The organism is Microcoleus sp. K1-B1 (assembly GCF_036704705.1).
Classification (GTDB): Bacteria; Cyanobacteriota; Cyanobacteriia; order Cyanobacteriales; family Microcoleaceae; genus Microcoleus.
Genome location: NZ_JAUBSH010000086.1, coordinates 1 through 20,308 on the forward strand (window position 1 = coordinate 1; position 20,308 = coordinate 20,308).

Consider the following 20,308-nt stretch of genomic DNA (forward strand, 5'->3'; position numbering starts at 1 on the left):
CTTCCTAGTGGCTTGACTATTTTTATTCATTTTACCTCATTTTTAAATAGTCTCATACTTATTTGAAATGACTATAAATTCGCACTTTACTCAAAAAATTTGGCAACATTTTTTACGGGTGAGGCGAGGATTTTTTACAGTATAATTCTACGATAGTCTTGCCTAAGAGCTAGGGGTACTAAGTTCAATCGCAGATAAATTACCTGTTATGGCAGACGGAAAAACGATTTGACCCTAGGAGGCGATCGTGGCACAAGAGGAAGAGAGAAAAGATGGACAGCTTAGGGCAATTTAATAATTAAATAAGTTTTAAAAAGCATCTTTTTTGATTAAATACAAGTTTAAAAAAAGCTGATGATTGCAGAAAAACGGTGTTGCTGATTTACGGTAGGAAAAACTAAAGATGGAAATCCTATAAACCCTGGTTTACAAAGCTTCTGACTTTTCAAATTATTTTCGTTTCCTAGCCTGATTAAGCAACAGTAAAAAAATCCTTATTTTAGGTAATGGCTAGGGTAAGGCAACACATAGAGTAATTAAAAATGAGTCGTATTTTTTTACCTCACCCCAACTTTACCAATGGATGCAGTAAGAAATCCACAAATAATTTACGATTACTGGAACAGAATTATTATAGCTTTTTTTGGGAATATTTTCGACTTATGGTTAATCAGTAAACCATAATTGACTGGTAAGGACTCAGGTGGTGGGTATTGACAAGTGTAATACTGGAAAGTAGAATGTAGCAATTATGAAAAAAAACCTGCCACCCAAACTCAACAGTGAAATCTTAAAACAGTTGGCGACAGAGAAACTGGTAGAGATGATCCTGGAGCAGGCGAGGGCTATAGAGCAGTTAAAATCCCGAGTAATAGAACTAGAACAGGAAATAGAGAAACTTAAAATCAGCAGAGATTTAGACAGCACAAGATCATCAAAGCCACCATCGTCCGACCTCCTCAAAAAAAGCGAGAAAAAACTTGAAGCTCAAACAACAGATGAAAGGGAGACACCAAAACGGAAACCAGGAGGACAACCAGGGCATCCGGGAAAAACGAGGAAGGGGTTTGGTCGGGTAGATAGATTAGAGATATTACGACCGCAAGTGTGTACGTGTTGTGGTCAAAGCCAATTCAGTGGCGAACCCATCAAAATAGAGAGACAGCAAGTAGCTCAGTTAGTAGAGAGTCCAATAGAAATAGTAGAATATCAAAGATATACGTGTATTTGCAGCGAGTGTGGGGAAACACAAACAGCAGACTGGTCGCCAGAAATAGTACCGGGACAAGATATCGGAATCAGACTGCAAGCTTTTTTAGGATGGATAAATAATTACGGACAATTATCCTACGAAAAACAACAAGAACTGTTGTGGGAACTGGGAAAAATAGAAATAGGAGTGGGAACTTTAGTAGCGACCAATGAAAGAATAAATGGCGCAGTGACTCAAAGTATTGACCAGCTCAAACAGTGGGTCAAACAAACCCAGCCCAATATCCATGCGGATGAAACGCCTTGGGCAGTCAAAGGGGTCAAAGAATGGTTATGGATTTTTGCCAATACCAACTTCGCTTTATTTCATGCTGCTGATACTCGCTCTCGCGCGGAATTAGAATCTATTTTGGGTTCTTGCTACGAAGGTGTACTTAGTTCAGATGACTATAGCGCCTATAATGGTTATCCTGTCAAGGCCCAACAAAAATGTCTGGCGCATTTACGCCGTCACTTCAAGAAACTAATCCAGGTTCCTGGCTTAAATAACCAGGAGATTGGAGCAAAATTTATTAGCCTGATAGATGAGGGTTTTAAAAACTATGCTTTATGCCAACAAACCCAAAACCTTGATGAATTCTTGAGTTGGACATCCCAGTTTAAACCAAAAGTTGAATCTACGATTAATTCATGGATTGAGAGAGCCGGAGGGGAAGCCGGGAAACTTTTACGCTCCTTGAGGAAGAAAGCTGATCAATGGTGGTATTTTTTAGACCATCCAGAGATACCGCCTGATAATAATTTAGCAGAACGAACGTTACGTTTAGCCGTCACAAAAAGAAAAATTAGTGGAGGTTCCCGGTCTATGGAACGGTTTCAAGATACTGCCAATTTATTGACGGTTATACAAACTTGTCGCCATCAAGGACGTTCTGTCCGCCGAGTTTTTTGACCAAGCTCTAAAAGCAATGGTTGACTCGGCTGTGCAGACTCCTTCTTTAATTCCTCTAATTGAGACCTGAATCCTTACATTGACTGACTCTTGAGATAGAACTTTATCAAATAGTTGTAATTAGGTTGGGAGGAAAGTTTCAAACTCCTCACTCCAAGTTGTGGCGAAATTTAAAAAAATATGATTAGCGAATAACCAGAATCAATCTGAATCAGAAACCCGGTTTTTTAGTAGCTCTATAGTTCTCAAGCCAATAATTTTGGGTGAGGTCGGGCTTTTCTTGGTAAGTCCTATTCAAGCAAAAAGATGCGATCGAATTTAGGACAACTCCAGTCCCCGGAGAAAACCCTCAATCCATCGCAGCCGTCGCCTTTGTGTCAGACAAATTGCCCGCCAAATAATAGTCTGCACTCCGGCTGCTAAGGGCTGTCCCCTCCTTATGGTAGATAACACTGACGTTGGTAAACCTGTTATATTGGCATTATGTAGGCAAGTATCCTGACTACAGGCACTTGCACGTAAAGGAGTTAGAGTGTCTGCTGAGAGACTATACTTCGGCGAACAACTACCAAACCACACCTTAATGCAAGTTATGAACAGCCAAAAAGTCAGTGTAATCATTCCTGCATTCAATGCTGCCGACACTCTGGCCGAGACAGTTGCCTCCGTACTCAAGGGCACCCACAAGAATCTAGAAATTTTAATTGTTGATGACTGCTCTACTGATGCTACTGAGAAAGTTGCTGCTAAGCTGGTCGAGCAAGATTCGAGAATTCAATACTTTAGGAATCCCCAAAATTACGGGGTTTCTAAGTCGAGAAATTTAATGATATATCGCGCCACAGGCGAGTATGTAGCGTTTATCGACAGCGACGATACCTGGGAACCCAATAAGTTAGAAGTTTGTTTGAAGATGCTCGCAGACAATCCCGAAGTCAAAGCTGTGGCTCACGCTTTGCGGTATTTAGACAAGCACGGTAAGAAGTTGAGTTATATTCCCACCTATCCTACAACTAAAGCAGAAATGCAGGCGATTAAGGAGACAGGCGAAAGTCCTTGGGTTTTCCCGTCTTCTGTTGTAGTCGATCGCTCTATTCTACTCCAAGAAGGCGGGTTTGCAGAAGATTGGCAGGTAGGAGAAGATACAGAATTATTTACCAAAGTTGCTCAAAAGTATGGCTTGCTAGCGGCGACAGAACCTTTGGGAAATTATCGAATTAGAGGGAAATCTCTCACAGATAAGCACTGGCTGAAGAAGCGCATAGCTTCTGATTGTGTCAAGGAAAACCAACTGCGGCGCTTGCGGGGAGAAAAAGAGTTATCACTCCAGGAGTACGAACAGTTATGTTTTAAGAATTTGCCGCTTTTGCAAAGGCTTAACAAATTTCGAGAAGTTTTGGCACTGCACTACATGAGAAAGCTGGGACAAAGTTGGTTAAATCGGGAGGTTTTGCCGACTATTATTTACGGCGTCGCTACCACAGTGCTCAATCCTCAAGCTACTGTGCACAAGTGGCAATGGATGAAGACTCACGAAAAGTTGAGTCATCAAACCGCAGAAGGTATCAATCATTCGCCACAATTAAACCCCCAGCGATCGTCTGAAATCGGGGGGCTGTCCTAAAGGATGTTATAGTTGTATAGCCTTTCTCATTAACATGAGGTACAGGCTTGATAAGCGGGGATAGGGCATAGGGCATAGGGCATACCTCACCAAGATTGATAACTGCTATATGCGGGTTTAGTCAACAAATTAGGTGCTGTCAATAAAGCAGAATCGAAGCCGCTCGCCCAGGGGCTGATTAATACGCGATATAGGGGTCTTGAGCCGTATTTGACTGTGAATATTCTGTGAATATTCTGTCGGGTCAATTACCCGCAATACCAGCTACAGCGGCTTGCAGCCGTGCGGTGGAAGACAATATAAAAATTTGTGAAAGTCGCGATCGGATGTTAGCCTTGATTTATTCGGCCGCCAGCTTCAACCCTATACAGGGCGAAAATAGCAGCGAGCGCCAGCCGTGCTATTTGCCCCCACAACAGTTAGAATCAATAATGTATAAGTAAAAAGAAAAGTTTTTTTAATCAAAAAATGGGTAGCAAACCCCTTTTTGATGCAGAAAATAAAAGCAAAAATTTATAAAACATTCTGCCTTTTACCTTCAGAGGACGATCGCCTTTTTACTTTGAATTAGATTGAATTTATGGACTGGCAAGAAATTTCTGGCAATTGGGTATTAATTCCTTCAAGACCGATCGCGATCGTACATTTTCTCGGCGGTGCATTTGTGGCGACAGCACCGCAAGTGACCTATCGCTGGCTGTTAGAGGCTTTGGGGAATCAAGGATATGTTGTAGTAGCAACGCCGTTTGTCAATACTTTGGATCATATTGCGATCGCCCGCGATGTCCTCAACAAATTTGAAAATGCCCTCGATCGCCTGCGGGCCACTAAATTGCTCAAATCTTCCTATCTCCCCATTTACGGTATTGGGCACAGCATGGGATGCAAACTGCATTTGCTAATCGGTTCTGTGTTTGACATAGAAAGGGCAGGAAATATTCTGATCTCTTTCAACAATTATGCGGCATCCGAAGCAATCCCGATCGTCGAGCAAATTTCCCCCGTCTTTAACGTCGAGTTTACCCCTTCCCCGCAAGAGACTAATCGCCTCGTCCAAAATAGCTATCAAATCCGGCGCAATCTTTTAGTCAAATTTAACGGCGACAACATTGACCAAACCCTGCTGTTGACCAAACTGCTAAAAGCACGATTTCCAGACATGATTACAGTTCAGACTCTAGCGGGCAACCATCAAACACCCTTGGGTCAAGATGTTAGCTGGCCTGTGGGTCAAATTTTTACACCCTTCGACGCGATCGGGCAGTGGGTCAAACAAGAAGTGTATCGGGAATTAAATGAATTAAAACGGACAATTCTGCTGTGGCTAAATCCTCTGTTCAAGGATTTTAAATCTTAAAGTTCAGATTTTAGCTTGGTGACATTAAATTTAGGAATTACGCATAAACTCTATCTGTAGGGTGCTTATGGCGCACACGCTACTTAGGAATTACGCATAAACTCTATCTGTAGGGTGCTTATGGCGCACATTACGCTACCAATAGTGTTAAAAAGCCGTTTGCGTAACTCCTAAAACTGCCAAAGGATGTCTCAGCTATGCACTCATAGCCGCGATGATCCTACTTTTCCGACTTTTCCGACTTAAAAGATCCGACTTTTCCGACTGACATGAGCCTGAGTGGTGAGTCAACATGGTGATAGGTGCATCTGAGGCTAGGTAAATTACGGCCTAAATTAATCGCCAGTTGTTTGTCCACTTAGAATTTCGGCACCCAGAGATGTTAATTTCTAGTTCTGCATCCATCCCTTCCTCATGCACTCCAGATATAGATTCAGCTTTTTGGAAATTATGGCAAGATAATCAAGATTACCTTTACCGTTGCTGTCGCAAGTGGATGGGCAACCCAACCGATGCGGAAGATGCCCTCAGTCGCGCGATGCTGAAAGCTTGTGAGAAAGCAAGAGATGGTACGGATGATATCAAAAACTTTAAGGCTTGGTTAACCAAACTGACTTATAACCTGTGCGCCGATATCCATCGAGCTCGCAACAGGGGTGCAGTAGGAGTTGAAAGTTTAGACACCATTGCTATAGGAAACGAAACCGAATTAATTAGCCAAGAAGAAACACCTGTTAGCGCTGCTATGCGGGGAGAAGTTGAATTATTTTTTCGCGAGGCAATAGATGAGTTGCCAGATAGATTGCGCGAGACTTTTCTTCTCCATTTTGAATCAGGGCTATCTTATCCAGATATTGCAGAACAGCTTGCTATATCCTACGATAACGTCCGCAAGCGAATTTCCCAGGCGCGGGCAATTTTGCGTCAGCGGTTCAATGAAAATTTCGGCGAAGATGGGACTGACTCGGATTTGTCTAATCCTAAGTCGAGGGTTTCTCCTCAGTCTGCCAAAGGAAAAAAATCTCAGAATATTGTTGAAAAAAAACCTGTTACAGAGGAGATAGAAGCAAGAGAAATTGTTGCCGGTGGGGAAGTTCAAGAGCCGGTTTTAGTGAATGCTCAATCTGATGGGGAGATAAAAGAAAGAGAAATTGTTGCCGGTGGGGAAGTTCAAGAAGTGGCGGTGTGTGTTTTGCATCTAGGCGCGAAGGATTATTCGCCCCTACGGATATTGGCTAATAGTCTGGGGGATGACAGCGAAAAAGCGATCGCGCCTAACGCCTACAGCGGATTGCTTTCTGAGTCTTGGGAAAGCCAAAAAGCTCTTGGTGTGCAAGCATCATTAATGCTGCCTGCAGAGGGCTGTTGTACCATCAGCGACTGCAATCCGCTGTATTCCCAGTTTCTCAACAGAGAAAACCCATACTTGACCGATGTTCGATCGCCAGAAATGCGATCGCCCCAGGGTGCCGGAGGCATATCGCGCAACGGTGCGTCTTCTGCATCGCCTTTTCTACTGTACAGGAGGATATGGGCAGACAGTGGCGGCTGGCTTTTTTCCATCTGAAAAATAGGCAGGCAGAAAATCGCTTTAAATCAGTAGTGCGTAGGTTGGGCGGAGTGGAACGAACCCTCCGTTTCACTCCGCCCAACATTTTCCTTAACCCAAGCGTATTGGGCATTAATGCTGCCGCGAGCTGCAATCCCCTATATTCCCGCTTTCTCTATGACCCAGCCCAAAAACGGATACCGTGCCACGTACTCCTGTCGTGGAAAGATAAAAATTTTAGACCCTAGTTCAAGCTCCCAGATTTATCTGTGGGGTAAATCTAAAATCTAAAATCTAAAATCTAAAATCGATTGACTGGCGCTGGCCGCGATATGGCGCTAGGCGGAATTTGGCATGGAAAAATTCGGCATCCCTGGTTTCGCCAATCTAGATTCTCAGGAAGAGATGGACTGCGTAGCAGGAATTGGTCAAATCCTCCCTCGAACCGCGTCATCCCCCAAAAGTTAGAGATGCCATCTATCTAAAGACTGAATTATTCACAAATCGCCTTGGGGAAACGTCTAACTAATAGAAGAAAAAAAACCAACCCTGGAGTTGAAAAATTATGATTCGTCGTATTGCTTTCGTTAGTGGTCTCGTTATTCTCAATGCTTTTGGTTTCGCTACCCTAGCTCGTGCCGGTGAAGGTGGTGTGGCAGGTTCTGCCGCTTTCACTGTTGACGCCAATGGGGGGGTTACAGGTGTGGCTGTCTCGGCTGCTGTGGGTAAAGAAAATGCTGCCGCTCATTCTTTCAACTACAGCGGTGACAATGAAAATGGTTTACAGAACTCAGCCTTTGCCATTGGTACTGCGGGTACACTGAGTCTCAACGGTCTTGGCGACCCCGCCGGCTTTAGCCTCAACACAGTAGAAGACAGCGCTCGGGGTGTCGAGCAAGAAAATAGCTTCACAGCGGGGTACACCATCCAACTGGGTACTGCTAGTGGCGATACTTTGGGTACGGCTCCCTAGAATTGTTGAGAGTTGTTAGCTAGTAAGCTGACCCAGTAATTCAATCCATTTTCTCCCCTCTCAAATCTGATATGAGGATCTTAGCGGCTCTCGCCACAGGAAGCCAGGAAAGATCCTCATTAAGAGAGGTTTTTTTATCCGCAATACCTTCTGATGAATAACAAGGACATTCCCCAGATGAAACCCATGCTAAATACTACAAAAACTATCAATCCAGCCACCACAATTGTTTTTATCGATGCCGGAGTAGAAAACGCCGATCTACTCATTGAGGGTGTCATTCCCACTACTGAAGTCTTTGTCCTAGATGGGACGGCTGATGGCATCGAGCAAATTAGCCAGGTTTTACAACACCGTCAGAATATCGATGCAGTTCATATTATTTCCCACGGTTCCCCCGGTTGCTTGTATATGGGAAATAGCCAACTGAGTTTAAATAACCTAATCCACTACGCCCCGCAACTCCAAAAGTGGGATGTTGCTAATCTCCTCCTCTATGGCTGTAACGTTGCAGCCGGAGATGCAGGAGAAGAATTTATGACTAAGTTACACGCTCTGACGGGGGCAGAAATTGCCGCTTCCAAGTCTCTGACGGGGAGTGCTGCAAAAGGGGGAAACTGGGAGTTAGAAGTCACAACAGCCCAGAAGCAGCCCGTGTTGGCAATACAAGCGGAGGCAATGGCGAACTATGGCTATGTATTAACCAATGCCTTTGGCTACACAGATACAGAAACAGCATACCAGGCGATCGATCTCGTTCCCGGTGCTACTGGTGTCACTTCCATTTTGACTGGTGTTGATGATGCTTCTGTTGGAGTTAACTTAGGGAGTAACACTTTCAACTTTTATGGTACTAACTACTCTAGTTTGTTTGTTAGTTCCAATGGTCTGATTACTTTTGGTAGTGCTAACGCCTCATACTCCAACACAGATTTAAGTTCAAGTCCCACTCAAGCAGCAATATCAACACTCTGGGATGACTGGGTAACTTATGGTGCAAATAGTCAAGTTCTCTATCAGTTTCAGGATCTTAATAGTGACGGCGTTAGTGACCAACTGGTAATTGAGTGGAATGAAGTTTACATTATCGGTGATTCGGTCAATCCAGTAACATTTCAAACCATCTTAAATTTGAACACTGCATCTCAGGCCGGTAATATTACTTTTAACTACCCCGATTTGTTAAGTGGTTCTGCATCAGCCTCTAACGGAGGTTCTGCCACGGTCGGCATTAAAAATGCCAATGGAGATCCGTTGCTAGTATCATTGAATGATGCCAACAATCCCCTTCTGGGAAGCGGTAAAGCTATCAAAATTTCTGTTATTCCCCCAATCACTGGTACACCCAATAACGATATTCTGCGGGGTACTGCGGGGGGAGACCAAATCAACGGTTTAGCAGGTAGCGATGTCCTCTACGGTAACGCCGGAAACGATACCATTGATGGTGGTGACGGCGACGATATTGCCTACGGTGGCAATGATAACGATTTGTTGCGGGGAGGCAATGGCAGCGATCGCCTTTACGGTGATGCGGGTAACGACGAACTCCTCGGCGAAGTGGGTAATGACATCCTCTATGGGGGTGATGGTGACGATCTCCTCAATGGCGGTGCAGGGAACGATCAGCTTTATGGTAATGCAGGGATTGATACCTTTGTTCTGGCAGCGGGAATGGGTCTGGATTCCATCTACAATTTCCAAGATGGCGTAGACAGAATCCGATTAGATGGAGGTTTAGCTTTCGGCGATTTACAGATTGCCCAAAGTGGCACTTCTACTTTAATTAAAATTGCATCAACCAAAGTCACCCTCGCTTCTTTACTTAACACAAATTCCGCCTTGATTGGGGCGGATGATTTTAGCGGTAGCGCTAGCCTGCCTCTCGCATCTAGCGGTTCTTGGGTAGATGAGGTACACAAGTCAACTTTAAAAGCTTGACACCACAGGGTTTAGGCGTACTCCATCTTTCTGAGAAAGGCTATAGTCTCAACCCTGAAATTATCAGGTGCGTTAACTTCCGTTAGCGCACCCTTTATTTTAATTTTAGAATTATTAAATATTCAAAATATTCATTCAATAAATATTTTTTTATTGCATCTATAGCGAGCCTAAATGAATTGTGTAATTATTGTAGGGGCAAACCCCCCGTGGTTGCCGCGATCCGTGGGGTTTGCACGGGGTCACTACCCCTACATATTTGTACCAATGATTTAGACGCGCTAGATATAAAAATATTAAAGCCAGAGATTTAATATTTTTTAAATCATCAGGATATCAGGGTATAATTACTGTATTAACTGATATATTTAATGCCTAATTGCTGCGCTTGTAATGATAATTAACCCTCTCAAATTTATCGTTAATCCTACTGGGTTCCTCTCAACAGCATACAATGGTAGTATTCTCGTCGGTTTGACTCTCCTGAGCCTCGCTTACTCAACCCCAGCCATAGCAGAAACTCGCTCCAATTTACTCGACAAATCTAATCAACTGGATTCCTCTGCTGCGAGTGTTTCCGACCTTCCAGAAACCACCCCTTTATCAGAAACACCCAACTGGTCTACTTCTGCTACAAACCAGGAACCTTCATCCCCAAATTTAGCCTCTGAACCTCAACCCACAGAACCCCAATCAACTAATAATCCTAACGGATTACCCCAACCTTCTGCGCCATCTACTGACCCCGATTACATTATTCCATCTCGAAGCGCTCCAAGCGTTTCCGACCTTCCAGAAACCACCCCTTTATCAGAAACACCCAACTGGTCTACTTCTGCTACAAACCAGGAACCTTCATCCCCAAATTTAGCCTCTGAACCTCAACCCACAGAACCCCAATCAACTAATAATCCTAACGGATTACCCCAACCTTCTGCGCCATCTACTGACCCCGATTACATTATTCCATCTCGAATCGTTCCAAGTGTTTCCGACCTTCCAGAAGCCAGCCCTTTATCAGAAACACCAAACTGGTCTACTTCTGCTACAAACCTGGAACCCTCATCCCCAAATTTAGCCTCTGAACCTGAACCCACCAAACCCCCATCCACTAATAATCCTAACGGATTGCCCCAACCTTCTGCGCCATCTACTGACCCCGATTACATTATTCCACCTCGAATTGCTCCAGACGAAAAAATCAGCCCATTCACGACCAATTTACTTCTCAATGACATTCCTATCAGCCATCTAACTGAATGGGAGTTTAGTGGTTTCCATACTTTTGCTGAAACCACAGACAGCGATATTTTTTTTAATGGCACTCTCAAACTTAACAGTCGAGTCAGTGAAAGTTTAAGCCGAAATAATATTTATAGAGTAGACCAAAAAGGCACTTATTTGCAACTGCGGACTGTTCCCCTTGAACGAAGAATTACAACGACAACTACCGCACCCCAAACCATGACGGGGTTAGAAATTCAAATGAGTTTAACGGCGGCTTGTATTTTTCCCAATACCCCCAGTGACCAACAATGTACTTATACCCCAGGTTTAGTTATCGATCGCAATAGTATAGATCCAGAGTTTTTCGTACCTACCCGCGTCTTTCAAACGTCTCAGGTTGGGGAGGTTCTCAAACCAGAAACTTTGGCTTTTATGCAGCTTCCCGGCTTTCAAGGCGGAATCAGCAGTCAACCGATAGGCGTCGATTTTTATTTTCCCAATTCGGGTGCTTATCCGGGAAACAGCCAATCCCAAAAAACAAAAGTTGAGAGAAAAGAAGAAGTTGACTATACGATTGCAGGTACTGTTTCCCGTGTTCGTCAAGTTGTTAAAGCCAATGATCGAGAAGCCGTTTTAGGACGGACTATTCGAGGCTTTACTCTCTTTGTTGATGATGAAAATCGCTGGCTCAATACGGCAATTCAAGCGGGGGCGCAATTTTTACCCGATGTCATTCCTGAACTAGAAGGCAGTAAAAATCCCGTTAATACTAATATCAACCGCAACTTATTTTTAGCGGCTAATAATACTCGTTTACCCAGCAGTAGTTTTACAATCTATTCCGCCGGACTCGGACGGGCCGAAAGTTTAACGCCTAATGTCACCAGCTTAAGTCAAGTTCCTAGAGCGAATTATAACAGCCTTTGGCTCGGTCTTTCTCCCGTGATCGATCGCAATATTGAAGATGGTCGAATCTTTTACGATCCAACAGGGCCACAAGTCACCCTTGTGGATGCTGGTGCAGAAGGTGGAGCAAATACCAATGTACAGTTATTCTCTGCGGTTAACCAAAATCAGTATTCTACGGCCAATTTGCAGAATTTTTATGCCCAAGTTTATTTAGGTTTTTTACAGCAAGATGTCAATTTTGTTAGAGAAAGTATCTATAGGGAAAAAAGCTCTTACTATCCTCATCTCAGCTTTACCGGAAACTGGACGGGAGGCGAAGATATCCTGCGATACTATACGGGTGTGATTGCTTCGGAAAAGCCCAAACTCTACCTCGGTGCTGATTACACGAGAAACACGCTAAACAATTGGAGTTTTCGCGGCGGTGCGATTGGTTATCTCAACCCCGATCGCGATTATTACAGCCAACTTTGGGGGAGTGTCGCCAAAACCTTTCGCTTCAGCAGGCGGGGCAATTTAACCTTATCAACTGGCTTCAATTATGCTCTCGATCGAGAAACAAGAATTGGTGATGTACTTAGTATTTCACCAGCTAGTGAAGTTGCCGTTAGCGCTCGCCTGAATTGGGGAATTTTTTCTCTGGGTTTGACCAATTATGTTGGTGATATCCTTCCCAATTCCTACGACGATCGCTTACTGGCTGAGTTAACCATCCGTCCTCTAAGCACTCTCACTCTGTCTGGTTATATCGCCCCCATCGATAAAAACTCCACTCGGTCTCTCTACGGTGCGAGTGTAAGTTGGCAACTGGAAAATAAGTATAACAGTCCTACCCTATCCCTCAATTGGCAAAATAAGCAATATGATTATGGTGATGATGTTTTGGGGAATCGTTTATTATTGAATGATAATGTTTTTACGATCCTCTTTCGCATTGGTTCTCCAGGTAATCCGCTCTCTCGTTAATCTTACCCAGAGTAGGAGCAAACTAATTTGCTAAAACAAAAAATCAGACTTATGCCTCATCCCCGCCTGTGAAGCGTTTGAAAAAATCTATCCCAATATAAATTCTCACCGAGATTACCTCCTTTGCGAGTTAATCTGCTTCGGACGGCAGTGCCATAATGTTTTAGCACATTAAGTACCGAAGAACCGGAAATACCGATGCGATGGGAACTGCCAGTATCTAGGGCGGTGCAGTCAAATCAAAATATAATAAACTGCTACGCAGCTTAACAGTCAGCTAGGGTTATTAGGGAAGAGTTGAGGGGCTACCCTCAACTCTTACCCGCTAAAAATATTAGTGTTATTTTCGATCGTCGATACAGGGCGAATAATTTTTGACGATCGACAAACAGTTCCGTCCATCCGCCGTTCTCTCGTAACTAATCCTGTCTGCGATGTCTTTGATTAATTTTAGTCCCCGCCCGCCCGGAGAGTGAATATCGACTTTTTCCGAAATATCTTTGATTTTTTTCTCTAAATCAAACGGATCGCCCGAATCCCAAATTTTAATCTCTAAATATTCAGCGAACACCGCCACCTGAATGTCAACAGGCAAATCCGCTGGTTTGCCCTTGTGGGCGTGACGCACCGCATTCGTAAAGCCCTCAGCCACAGCCAACTGACACCGTATCCACACACTTGTAGGAATTCGCGAGTCGTACAATTGTGCAAACCACGACAAAACCCAGCTTAATCCATTCAGACCTGTATTGACTTGAAGATCCGCTTTTTTTAGCATCGGCAACTTTTCGGAACCCTTTAATTCAATCACGCTCACCACACAAGTTCTTCATCGGCCGGTGGGCAAAATACAACGAGACAAAATACAACGAGACAAAGTATAACGGCGGCAAAATTGAATGGTAGTTTGAGGATACTAGCTCTGGTGGGCCGTGGATCAATGTCTAATCGAATAATCGGTGAGTCACTGTACCATAAATAGCACTTCCATGTCAACCAGCGCCTGTGGCAAATAAAACTCTATAAAAATTTATATTCTGAGTATAAACTGAGTGAAGTTCGATCGCGCCAAATTTCTATCAAATTTTAACGTAAATTGAACTCAACGACCCGCCCTCAAAAGCAATTACCTCGAAAGCGATGCCAATAAACTATACTCAATCTCAGACAAGGGCGCTGACAGGATATATTTTAAATGACCCCCAGACCTTGAAAAACTTGTAGTACCTAAGTGCCCATGTTTCAAATTCTGGTTATTGACGATGATACGGCTGTTCAAGAACTGCTGAGAAGAACCCTGAAAAAACAGGGTTACGAAGTAACAGTAGCAAGCAATGGCGAAGACGGTGTAGCCCAGGCGCAAAAATTGCGTCCGGCCCTGATAATTTGCGATTGGATCATGCCGCGCTTGACCGGCATCGATGTCTGCCGTCGAGTTAAGGCAGATCCGGATCTGTCAACTACACAATTCTTTTTGTTGACTTCTTTGGGTTCGATCGCCGATCGAGTCAAAGGCCTCGACGCCGGTGCCGACGATTTTATCTCGAAGCCGATCGAACTCAACGAGTTACAGGCAAGAGTACGCGCGGGATTGAGGCTGCACCAACTCAGCCGAGATTTGAAAATAGCCAAGCAAAGTCTGGAAGCAGAGTTAGCCGAGGCCGCCGAGTACGTGCAATCCCTGTTGCCAGATCCGATGACGGAACCTTTCAGCATTGAGGCAAAATTCATTCCCTCGCGGCAGTTGGGGGGAGATTGCTTCGACTACAACTGGTTAGATGCCGATTATTTGGCGATTTACTTGCTCGACGTAGCCGGTCACGGTTTGCGGGCGGCGCTGCCTTCTGTGGCCGTGCTGAATTTGCTGCGATCGCGCACGCTCCCCAACATAGACTACTACAAACCCAGCGACGTTCTGCGCGCCCTGAACACCACCTTCCAGATGAGCTACCAAAATGACAAGTATTTCACCATCTGGTACGGCGTTTACAACCGCATTTCTCGCCAGCTAGTTTATGCCAGCGCCGGCCATCCACCTGCAGTGTTGATTTCCCAGTCCCCTGCGAGCACCGCTAAAATCCAGCGATTAAAAACCCCCGGAATGCCGGTCGGGATGTTCCCTGACGCCCCCTATGTCGATAATTGCTGCGATGTCGAGGATTTGAGCACTCTCTACATCTTTAGCGACGGGGTATACGAGATCCACCAACCTGACGGCAATATCTGGGGGCTTGACCCTTTCGTAGATTTGTTAGCAGCTTACAACGGTGCAAGTGCCGACCAGTTAGAGCTGGTTTTGAACTACATTCAAAAGTTGAACGCTAAAGCAGTTTTTGATGATGATTGGTCTTTACTCAAGGTAAACTTTGGCTAGCTGACTTCTTGCAGTGCATCTGTGACCAAATAGCAAAAAGGCAGCAGCCCAAAGATTTAGTTAGTTGAGAGAATTTTGCTATTAAAAGCATCGCGGGTCTGAAATATCTCGAAAACTCGATCCATGCTGGTGAGTTCAAATAAGATGCGGATTTGCTCGTTGATAGAACAGACAACTAATTGACTCCCAGCGGCCCGGACTGTTTTGAGCGCCAAGACTAAAGCGCCTAAACCAGAACTATCCATAAATGTCACATCAGTGAAGTCTATCAATACCACATCGGCTCCCGCTTCCACTAGGTCGCTAATCTCTTGGCGGAATTGACTTGCCTTGGTGCCGTCTAAAATGCCAGAGGGCTGAATAATTTTAACTACAGGACTCATATTTTGCGGTGGGAATGTCAGAATTTCTAGCCAGACTAGGCTAGTATAGCTGCGAGATGGACTCCGATCCAACTAAGAGAGGGGGAAAGTGCCAAAGCCTGAAAGCGGGAGAATAGTTTGGAGTGCAAAAGATGGTGTTCGTCGCGGATCGTAACGCCGATCACAGTCGCAGCGCTTCGCTGGGAGTGAATTTTGAGATAGGGACAATCTTTGTTCTGCCGAATGCCTTCTGGTATTAATCAAACTAAGCTAACTTTGGCGCGGTACAGCAGTTTGTCGCCTTGTCTGTAGCCTGTGTAGCGGACTTTGACGGGTTCTCCGGGTTCGGCTGTTCCTTCCATTAGCTGGTGCTGTTGGGGGTTGTAGGGAATCTCGGCTCCGACTGGGGCGATCGACTCCACTCCCCAATGCTCCAATAACTGCTCAACGGGCCGCAGCAAGGGCAGTAGTTTCTGAGCCCGCAAGTTGTGATTTTCCTGAGCTTTGCTCGCAGCAGTCGGCCACTGCAACATCCAAGATTCTAAAATTTGCACGCTAGATAGCTGGAATTCCTGCATCAAAGATTCTCGCTGCTGTTCGATCGAAGCTTGCAGGCGCTGATATTCTTGTTCTAGGGCTGTCGGTGGTGCCGGTTCTAACTCTACATAGTTTGGCGCCAAGGTTGCGAGCAGTTCGGTTAAGGAAATTTGCAAAGCTTGACTAATTTTGAGCAAGATGTCGGCTCGGGTTTGCAAAGCTAAACCGCGACGCAGGCGACTTAGCTGGATCTCGGAAACTCCTGCTTTTTGGCTGAGTTCTCGATCGCTCGAAAGCCCCGCCTGTTCCATCAGGCGTTGCATTTGAGGAGCATAATCTGGAATATTGGCAGTCACGAAAAACTCATCCAAATTAATAAATGGACATATTCTCGATCGTAAACTGTCACGAGCCTTAAGGAAATACATCTGTGGGGCGGGCTCGGACACCCACCCCACAATTTTTTTGTGGCTATTTGACGGCAACTTTTGCAGCGGTTGCTGTTACAGTTGTCGCAGAACCTTGCAAATGTGCTTCTAGGAACCACAAACGCTTGTCAATTGTCCGCGAAATTTCGGTGTACAGATCCGCTGTATCGGCATCGCCGAGTTCGTCTGTTTTGTCGATGGCGACTCGCAGGTGTTGGGCGTAGGGTGCGTAGCGATCGGCTAAAGCCGTCACGTATTCTTTCCCGTCTAAAATGTCGAAAGGAAATTCTGGCAAAATCGAATCTGCGGCGGCTGTGCGGGCTGTTCCTACAGCCAAACCGCCCAAAGCTGTGACCCGTTCGGCAACCAAATCGATGTATTCTTCGAGTTCTGTTGCCATTTCGTCAAATAGCAGGTGCAACTGGTAGAAGTCCATGCCTTTAACGTTCCAGTGAGCTTGCTTGACTTGAGTTTTTAAGTCCAGAGTCGTTGCGAGCGTGGCGTTGAGCAGCCCGACTACTTGAGATCGGGTGGTGGCGGACATATCGATGCGGGTGGGGTAAAGATGTTGTTTGTGGTTGTTGGTAGTCATAGGTTTTTAGCTTGTTATTAGTGATTGTCGATCGAAGATCTTAGAAAGCTTTGGGCGAGAGAATATTTGCCTGTCGTGAATTTCTATTGAGAGGTTCAGGCTAGGTGCATCTGCAACACGGCACGGGGAGCTCGCCGTATTTTACAGCGGATAGTTTCTAAACCGAGACGCTGGCAAGCTTCGTACCGGTGGCAGCCGGAAAATCCGTAATACTGTCCATCTACTTCTAGCACATCGATGGGTTCGTTTAAACCTACCTCGCGGATGGATTCCATGAGGGCGGCGACTTTGGTTTGGTCGTTGACTCGTGGCAGGGGGCGGCGAATCTGGTTGAGGGGAATTTCTTCTATCCTCATGGCGGCTCTCTTTTTTACTTGTAGTTAAATCATAGTCGTAATGACTTCGTTTTGTCAATAAATATGAGGACTAACGCAAAAACCAGGTTTTTGCGGGGAAGATGGGGGTTAGAACATCCCAACTACTGCTATCTGGCCCGGAACTCCCATACAAATAGCTATGAATTGGCAACACTCAGCACAGGCAGGATTTTTCATGCCTTTCGATAGATCGATCGACCTCAACCTTCTAGGTACAGTGGGAGAAAAGATAAATTGTGGCTTGAAATTATGGCATCCTCCCAACCCCTCAAAGGCATTGAATTGATCGACTGCGCCAAAGCTAACGCCCAACAAGGAATCGCCACAGCCGCGAAGCTTTGCGGCTACGGAGGCGACCTCAGCACCTTCGAGCGGGAACTGAAAAAGGCTTGCCAAGACATCGGCGTCGAAGTCAAGGAGTTAAACGACTTGATTACGAATCAGCAGATGATGAAACAAGGAATGGGCATTGAAATCGCTCCAGATACTCCCTCAGAACTCTAGCCTCAATCTCCACCGCACCAGTTTGAGAGCTAAGATTGCCCTGATACCAGTATTTTGAGTCTGCTAGCTGAGGCAGGCTAGAATGTTTTGCATGGGAGCTTCCGACTTTTGGCAGGAGTCGTGTTTTCTCCCGCGAAGAGGGTGCTTTCTGGAGGGTGCACAGATTGTTAGGAGGACTGTCGTGTCAGATCAGCAAGACCGAATAATGCGTTTGTTTATAGAGGAGGCTAAGGAGCACCTCGATACTCTAGAAAATGGTTTAGTGGATTTAAAGTCCACGATGAAAGACCCCGAAAGCGTCCAAGAGATGTTTCGAGCCGCCCATTCCGTGAAAGGAGGGGCGGCTATGCTTGGCTTAGATAGTATTAAAACAACCGCTCACCGCTTGGAAGATTGTTTTAAGGTGCTCAAGGACGGGCCCGTCAAGCAGGTTGACCAAACGGCAGAATCCCTATTTTTAAAGGGAGTTGATACGCTTAAGGACTTGCTAGGGCGACTGGAGGGGCCTTTCGGCTTGAGGAATGAGGAGGGAGAAAAACTCGTGCAGCAGGTGATGCCGGTTTTTGCTCAACTCGAAACTCACCTCAATAAATTGGCGTCGGGTAAAGTGCAGGCTGCTGCTGGGTCTGGTACGGCCGCCGCTCCAACAGCGGGCGCTGTGCCGGCGAATTTTGCTGTTGAAGTGATGACTTTACTCAAAGAAATGTTGCAGGTGTTCAAGCAGAAAGAATCGGCTGCTAGTCGCTCTGAGTTGACGGCTGTGTGCGTTCGCCTCTATAAGTTGGGAGGTAAAATAGAGACTTGGCAAAATTTAGTAAAAACAGCTAGAGCAGCTATCGTTAATCCCAAAAACTCTTATAAAGTCTTAGCTCCGTTGATTATCAAAGAACTCAAGGAAGCTGGCGATTTAGTACAAGTGGGGAAAGTTAAGACGATCGTTCCGAGTAAAAATTTGCTACTTTTGGCAGCAAGCCCAAAACCAGCCCCAGCAGCCCCAGCAGCCCCAGCAGCCCCAGCAGCCCCAGCAGCCCCAGCAGCAGCGCCGAAGCAAGTCGCACTTCCCGCCGAACCGAAGGCGGTAGTCAAGCTTTTGCTCAAAACTTTCAACAAAAAGCAACTCTCGGAAATCGCCAAGTTACTGGTTAACGCCATCAAATCCTCGAACTAGGATGTGTGGCAGTAGAAGATAGAGTTGAGCAGTAACTCGAAAAAATTCACTCACTCGAGATTTTTGCCCTCTACCTTCTACTGTTGGGCAAGCCTGCGTTAGAATTAGTGGATATGTAGGCGTGCAATATTGTACCAGAATAAAAAATCGAGCAGGCTTTATAAGGCGGTAGCTGTGAAACCAATTCGTTCATTAGAAGATGCTTTAAACCGCTGTCAGGCGATGGGAATGCGCTTGAGCCGCCAGCGTCGATTTATTCTAGAACTTTTGTGGGAGGCAAAAGAACACCTCTCGGCTCGCGAAATTTACGATCGCCTCAACCAACAAGCGCATTCGATCGGGCATACTTCTGTGTATCAAAATCTAGAAGCTTTGTCGAGAGAAGGGATTATTGAGTGCATTGAACGCTCGGAAGGACGCTTGTACGGCAACGTCAGCGACTCTCACTCTCACGTCAATTGTCTTGATACGGCTCAGATTCTAGACGTTCATGTGGAATTGCCGATCGACTTGATCGAACAAATCCAACAGCAAACGGGTGTCAAAATTGTAGACTACCGGATAGATTTCTACGGATATCGATCGGCAGAGTCCGCCACCCAAGCATCTAGTGTCAGCGATACGCCAAAGGCTTCGTAACGGATAAAGCAGCGGCTGTTGGAAGCAAAACCAATATTTGTACTGGGTCGATCGGTTGTATAAAATGATTTAAGTATATAGCTGGGTTCGAGCGTTTTTTTTGCCGTCGCCAGCCGGAATTCGGCACAGTAGAGAAAAAATAAAAACAGAAAAAAGAAACTCGATCGACAAGTTTGGCGATCGGGAATAAAATTTACTACTAAACAAAAAAAATCCTTTCTACCCGCTACACGTAAAAGTCTAGACCAAATCCGGCTGGAGTGTCCCTTTATTTTTAATCGGCTTGGAGTAGACGAAAGCTAGTGTAGTTGCGGTTTCAACCGCTGAGTCTGATCAGGTAATTTCTGACCCGGATTTAATATTAGACCTTGGTTTAATCGCTCCCCCAATTCATCTGTGGAGTCAAATCTAAAATCTAAAATCTAAAATCTAAAATCTAAAATTGATGGGCGGTTTCAACCGCTGAGTCTGATCAGGTAATTTCTGACCGGGATTTAATATTAGACCTTAGTTTAATCGCTCCCCCAATTCATCTGTGGAGTCAAATCTAAAATCTAAAATCTAAAATCTAAAATCTAAAATTGATGGACTGACGGGGCTTTATACTGCTTTTTCTG

16 protein-coding genes and 1 pseudogene are annotated in these 20,308 nt (G+C 45.2%); 12 read left to right on the plus strand and 5 right to left on the minus strand.

Annotated features, from left to right (window positions below; genetic code table 11):
• Positions 1-751: 751 nt before the first annotated feature.
• The 8 genes and pseudogenes from tnpC (at position 752) to QUA83_RS23950 (ending at position 12,710) form a co-directional block, all read left to right on the plus strand.
• A pseudogene (gene tnpC, locus QUA83_RS23915) lies at positions 752-2,234 on the plus strand (IS66 family transposase).
• A 462-nt stretch (positions 2,235-2,696) separates the two neighbouring features.
• Positions 2,697-3,788 (plus strand): glycosyltransferase family 2 protein, encoded by a 1,092-nt coding sequence (locus QUA83_RS23920; protein ID WP_333296352.1) that lies wholly within the window; start codon positions 2,697-2,699, stop codon positions 3,786-3,788.
• Positions 3,789-4,015: 227 nt separating this feature from the next.
• On the plus strand, positions 4,016-4,231 hold the full coding sequence (locus QUA83_RS23925; RefSeq protein WP_333296354.1) for a hypothetical protein: 216 nt from the start codon (positions 4,016-4,018) through the stop codon (positions 4,229-4,231).
• Between the two features lie 137 nt (positions 4,232-4,368).
• The gene (locus tag QUA83_RS23930; RefSeq protein ID WP_333296356.1) at positions 4,369-5,145 is read left to right on the plus strand and encodes a DUF1350 family protein; all 777 of its coding nucleotides are present in this window, start codon (positions 4,369-4,371) and stop codon (positions 5,143-5,145) included.
• A 379-nt stretch (positions 5,146-5,524) separates the two neighbouring features.
• Positions 5,525-6,712 (plus strand): sigma-70 family RNA polymerase sigma factor, encoded by a 1,188-nt coding sequence (locus QUA83_RS23935; RefSeq protein WP_333296357.1) that lies wholly within the window; start codon positions 5,525-5,527, stop codon positions 6,710-6,712.
• A gap of 547 nt (positions 6,713-7,259) precedes the next feature.
• Positions 7,260-7,667 (plus strand): hypothetical protein, encoded by a 408-nt coding sequence (locus QUA83_RS23940; RefSeq protein ID WP_333296358.1) that lies wholly within the window; start codon positions 7,260-7,262, stop codon positions 7,665-7,667.
• A 153-nt stretch (positions 7,668-7,820) separates the two neighbouring features.
• The gene (locus QUA83_RS23945) at positions 7,821-9,608 is read left to right on the plus strand and encodes a DUF4347 domain-containing protein (RefSeq protein WP_333296360.1); all 1,788 of its coding nucleotides are present in this window, start codon (positions 7,821-7,823) and stop codon (positions 9,606-9,608) included.
• 393 nt (positions 9,609-10,001) lie between these two features.
• Positions 10,002-12,710: a hypothetical protein gene (locus tag QUA83_RS23950; RefSeq protein ID WP_333296361.1), complete on the plus strand. Its 2,709-nt coding sequence runs from the start codon at positions 10,002-10,004 to the stop codon at positions 12,708-12,710.
• A gap of 340 nt (positions 12,711-13,050) precedes the next feature.
• Here the strand turns inward: QUA83_RS23950 and QUA83_RS23955 are convergent, their stop codons facing one another.
• Positions 13,051-13,530, minus strand: coding sequence for an anti-sigma regulatory factor (locus QUA83_RS23955; RefSeq protein ID WP_333296363.1), 480 nt, complete (start codon positions 13,528-13,530; stop codon positions 13,051-13,053).
• A 417-nt stretch (positions 13,531-13,947) separates the two neighbouring features.
• On the opposite strand from QUA83_RS23955, the gene QUA83_RS23960 reads away from it, so the two are divergent.
• Positions 13,948-15,084, plus strand: a complete 1,137-nt coding sequence (locus QUA83_RS23960; protein ID WP_006632014.1) for a PP2C family protein-serine/threonine phosphatase — start codon at positions 13,948-13,950, stop codon at positions 15,082-15,084.
• Positions 15,085-15,140: 56 nt separating this feature from the next.
• On the opposite strand, the gene QUA83_RS23965 is transcribed toward QUA83_RS23960, so the two are convergent.
• The 4 genes from QUA83_RS23965 to QUA83_RS23980 all read right to left on the minus strand — a co-directional run bounded on the left by QUA83_RS23965 (position 15,141) and on the right by QUA83_RS23980 (position 17,359).
• Positions 15,141-15,467: an STAS domain-containing protein gene (locus QUA83_RS23965; RefSeq protein WP_041623653.1), complete on the minus strand. Its 327-nt coding sequence runs from the start codon at positions 15,465-15,467 to the stop codon at positions 15,141-15,143.
• Positions 15,468-15,706: 239 nt separating this feature from the next.
• A complete protein-coding gene (locus QUA83_RS23970) occupies positions 15,707-16,411 on the minus strand; it encodes a helix-turn-helix domain-containing protein (protein WP_333296364.1) in 705 nt (234 codons plus the stop codon).
• A 43-nt stretch (positions 16,412-16,454) separates the two neighbouring features.
• Positions 16,455-17,003 carry a DNA starvation/stationary phase protection protein Dps gene (gene dps, locus QUA83_RS23975; RefSeq protein ID WP_333296366.1) on the minus strand — a complete coding sequence of 183 codons (549 nt, stop codon included), beginning with the start codon at positions 17,001-17,003 and terminating at the stop codon, positions 16,455-16,457.
• A gap of 95 nt (positions 17,004-17,098) precedes the next feature.
• The gene (locus QUA83_RS23980) at positions 17,099-17,359 is read right to left on the minus strand and encodes a sulfiredoxin (protein ID WP_333041516.1); all 261 of its coding nucleotides are present in this window, start codon (positions 17,357-17,359) and stop codon (positions 17,099-17,101) included.
• A gap of 270 nt (positions 17,360-17,629) precedes the next feature.
• Between QUA83_RS23980 and QUA83_RS23985 the strand changes: the two genes are divergently transcribed.
• The 3 genes from QUA83_RS23985 to QUA83_RS23995 all read left to right on the plus strand — a co-directional run bounded on the left by QUA83_RS23985 (position 17,630) and on the right by QUA83_RS23995 (position 19,691).
• Positions 17,630-17,884 (plus strand): hypothetical protein, encoded by a 255-nt coding sequence (locus QUA83_RS23985; protein ID WP_333166462.1) that lies wholly within the window; start codon positions 17,630-17,632, stop codon positions 17,882-17,884.
• Between the two features lie 82 nt (positions 17,885-17,966).
• Positions 17,967-19,052 carry an Hpt domain-containing protein gene (locus tag QUA83_RS23990; RefSeq protein ID WP_333296368.1) on the plus strand — a complete coding sequence of 362 codons (1,086 nt, stop codon included), beginning with the start codon at positions 17,967-17,969 and terminating at the stop codon, positions 19,050-19,052.
• 174 nt (positions 19,053-19,226) lie between these two features.
• On the plus strand, positions 19,227-19,691 hold the full coding sequence (locus QUA83_RS23995) for a Fur family transcriptional regulator (RefSeq protein WP_333296369.1): 465 nt from the start codon (positions 19,227-19,229) through the stop codon (positions 19,689-19,691).
• Positions 19,692-20,308: the final 617 nt, after the last annotated feature.

What these genes read in the sequence shown, in the direction of transcription:
- QUA83_RS23930 (WP_333296356.1), top strand. Translation starts at nt 4,369, where the DNA reads ATGGACTGGCAAGAAATTTCTGGCAATTGGGTATTAATTCCTTCAAGA.
- QUA83_RS23935 (WP_333296357.1), top strand. Translation starts at nt 5,525, where the DNA reads ATGTTAATTTCTAGTTCTGCATCCATCCCTTCCTCATGCACTCCAGAT.
- QUA83_RS23940 (WP_333296358.1), top strand. Translation starts at nt 7,260, where the DNA reads ATGATTCGTCGTATTGCTTTCGTTAGTGGTCTCGTTATTCTCAATGCT.
- QUA83_RS23945 (WP_333296360.1), top strand. Translation starts at nt 7,821, where the DNA reads ATGAATAACAAGGACATTCCCCAGATGAAACCCATGCTAAATACTACA.
- QUA83_RS23950 (WP_333296361.1), top strand. Translation starts at nt 10,002, where the DNA reads ATGATAATTAACCCTCTCAAATTTATCGTTAATCCTACTGGGTTCCTC.
- QUA83_RS23960 (WP_006632014.1), top strand. Translation starts at nt 13,948, where the DNA reads ATGTTTCAAATTCTGGTTATTGACGATGATACGGCTGTTCAAGAACTG.
- QUA83_RS23965 (WP_041623653.1), bottom strand. Translation starts at nt 15,467, where the DNA reads ATGAGTCCTGTAGTTAAAATTATTCAGCCCTCTGGCATTTTAGACGGC.
- QUA83_RS23970 (WP_333296364.1), bottom strand. Translation starts at nt 16,411, where the DNA reads ATGTATTTCCTTAAGGCTCGTGACAGTTTACGATCGAGAATATGTCCA.
- dps (WP_333296366.1), bottom strand. Translation starts at nt 17,003, where the DNA reads ATGACTACCAACAACCACAAACAACATCTTTACCCCACCCGCATCGAT.
- QUA83_RS23980 (WP_333041516.1), bottom strand. Translation starts at nt 17,359, where the DNA reads ATGAGGATAGAAGAAATTCCCCTCAACCAGATTCGCCGCCCCCTGCCA.
- QUA83_RS23985 (WP_333166462.1), top strand. Translation starts at nt 17,630, where the DNA reads ATGGCATCCTCCCAACCCCTCAAAGGCATTGAATTGATCGACTGCGCC.
- QUA83_RS23990 (WP_333296368.1), top strand. Translation starts at nt 17,967, where the DNA reads ATGTTTTGCATGGGAGCTTCCGACTTTTGGCAGGAGTCGTGTTTTCTC.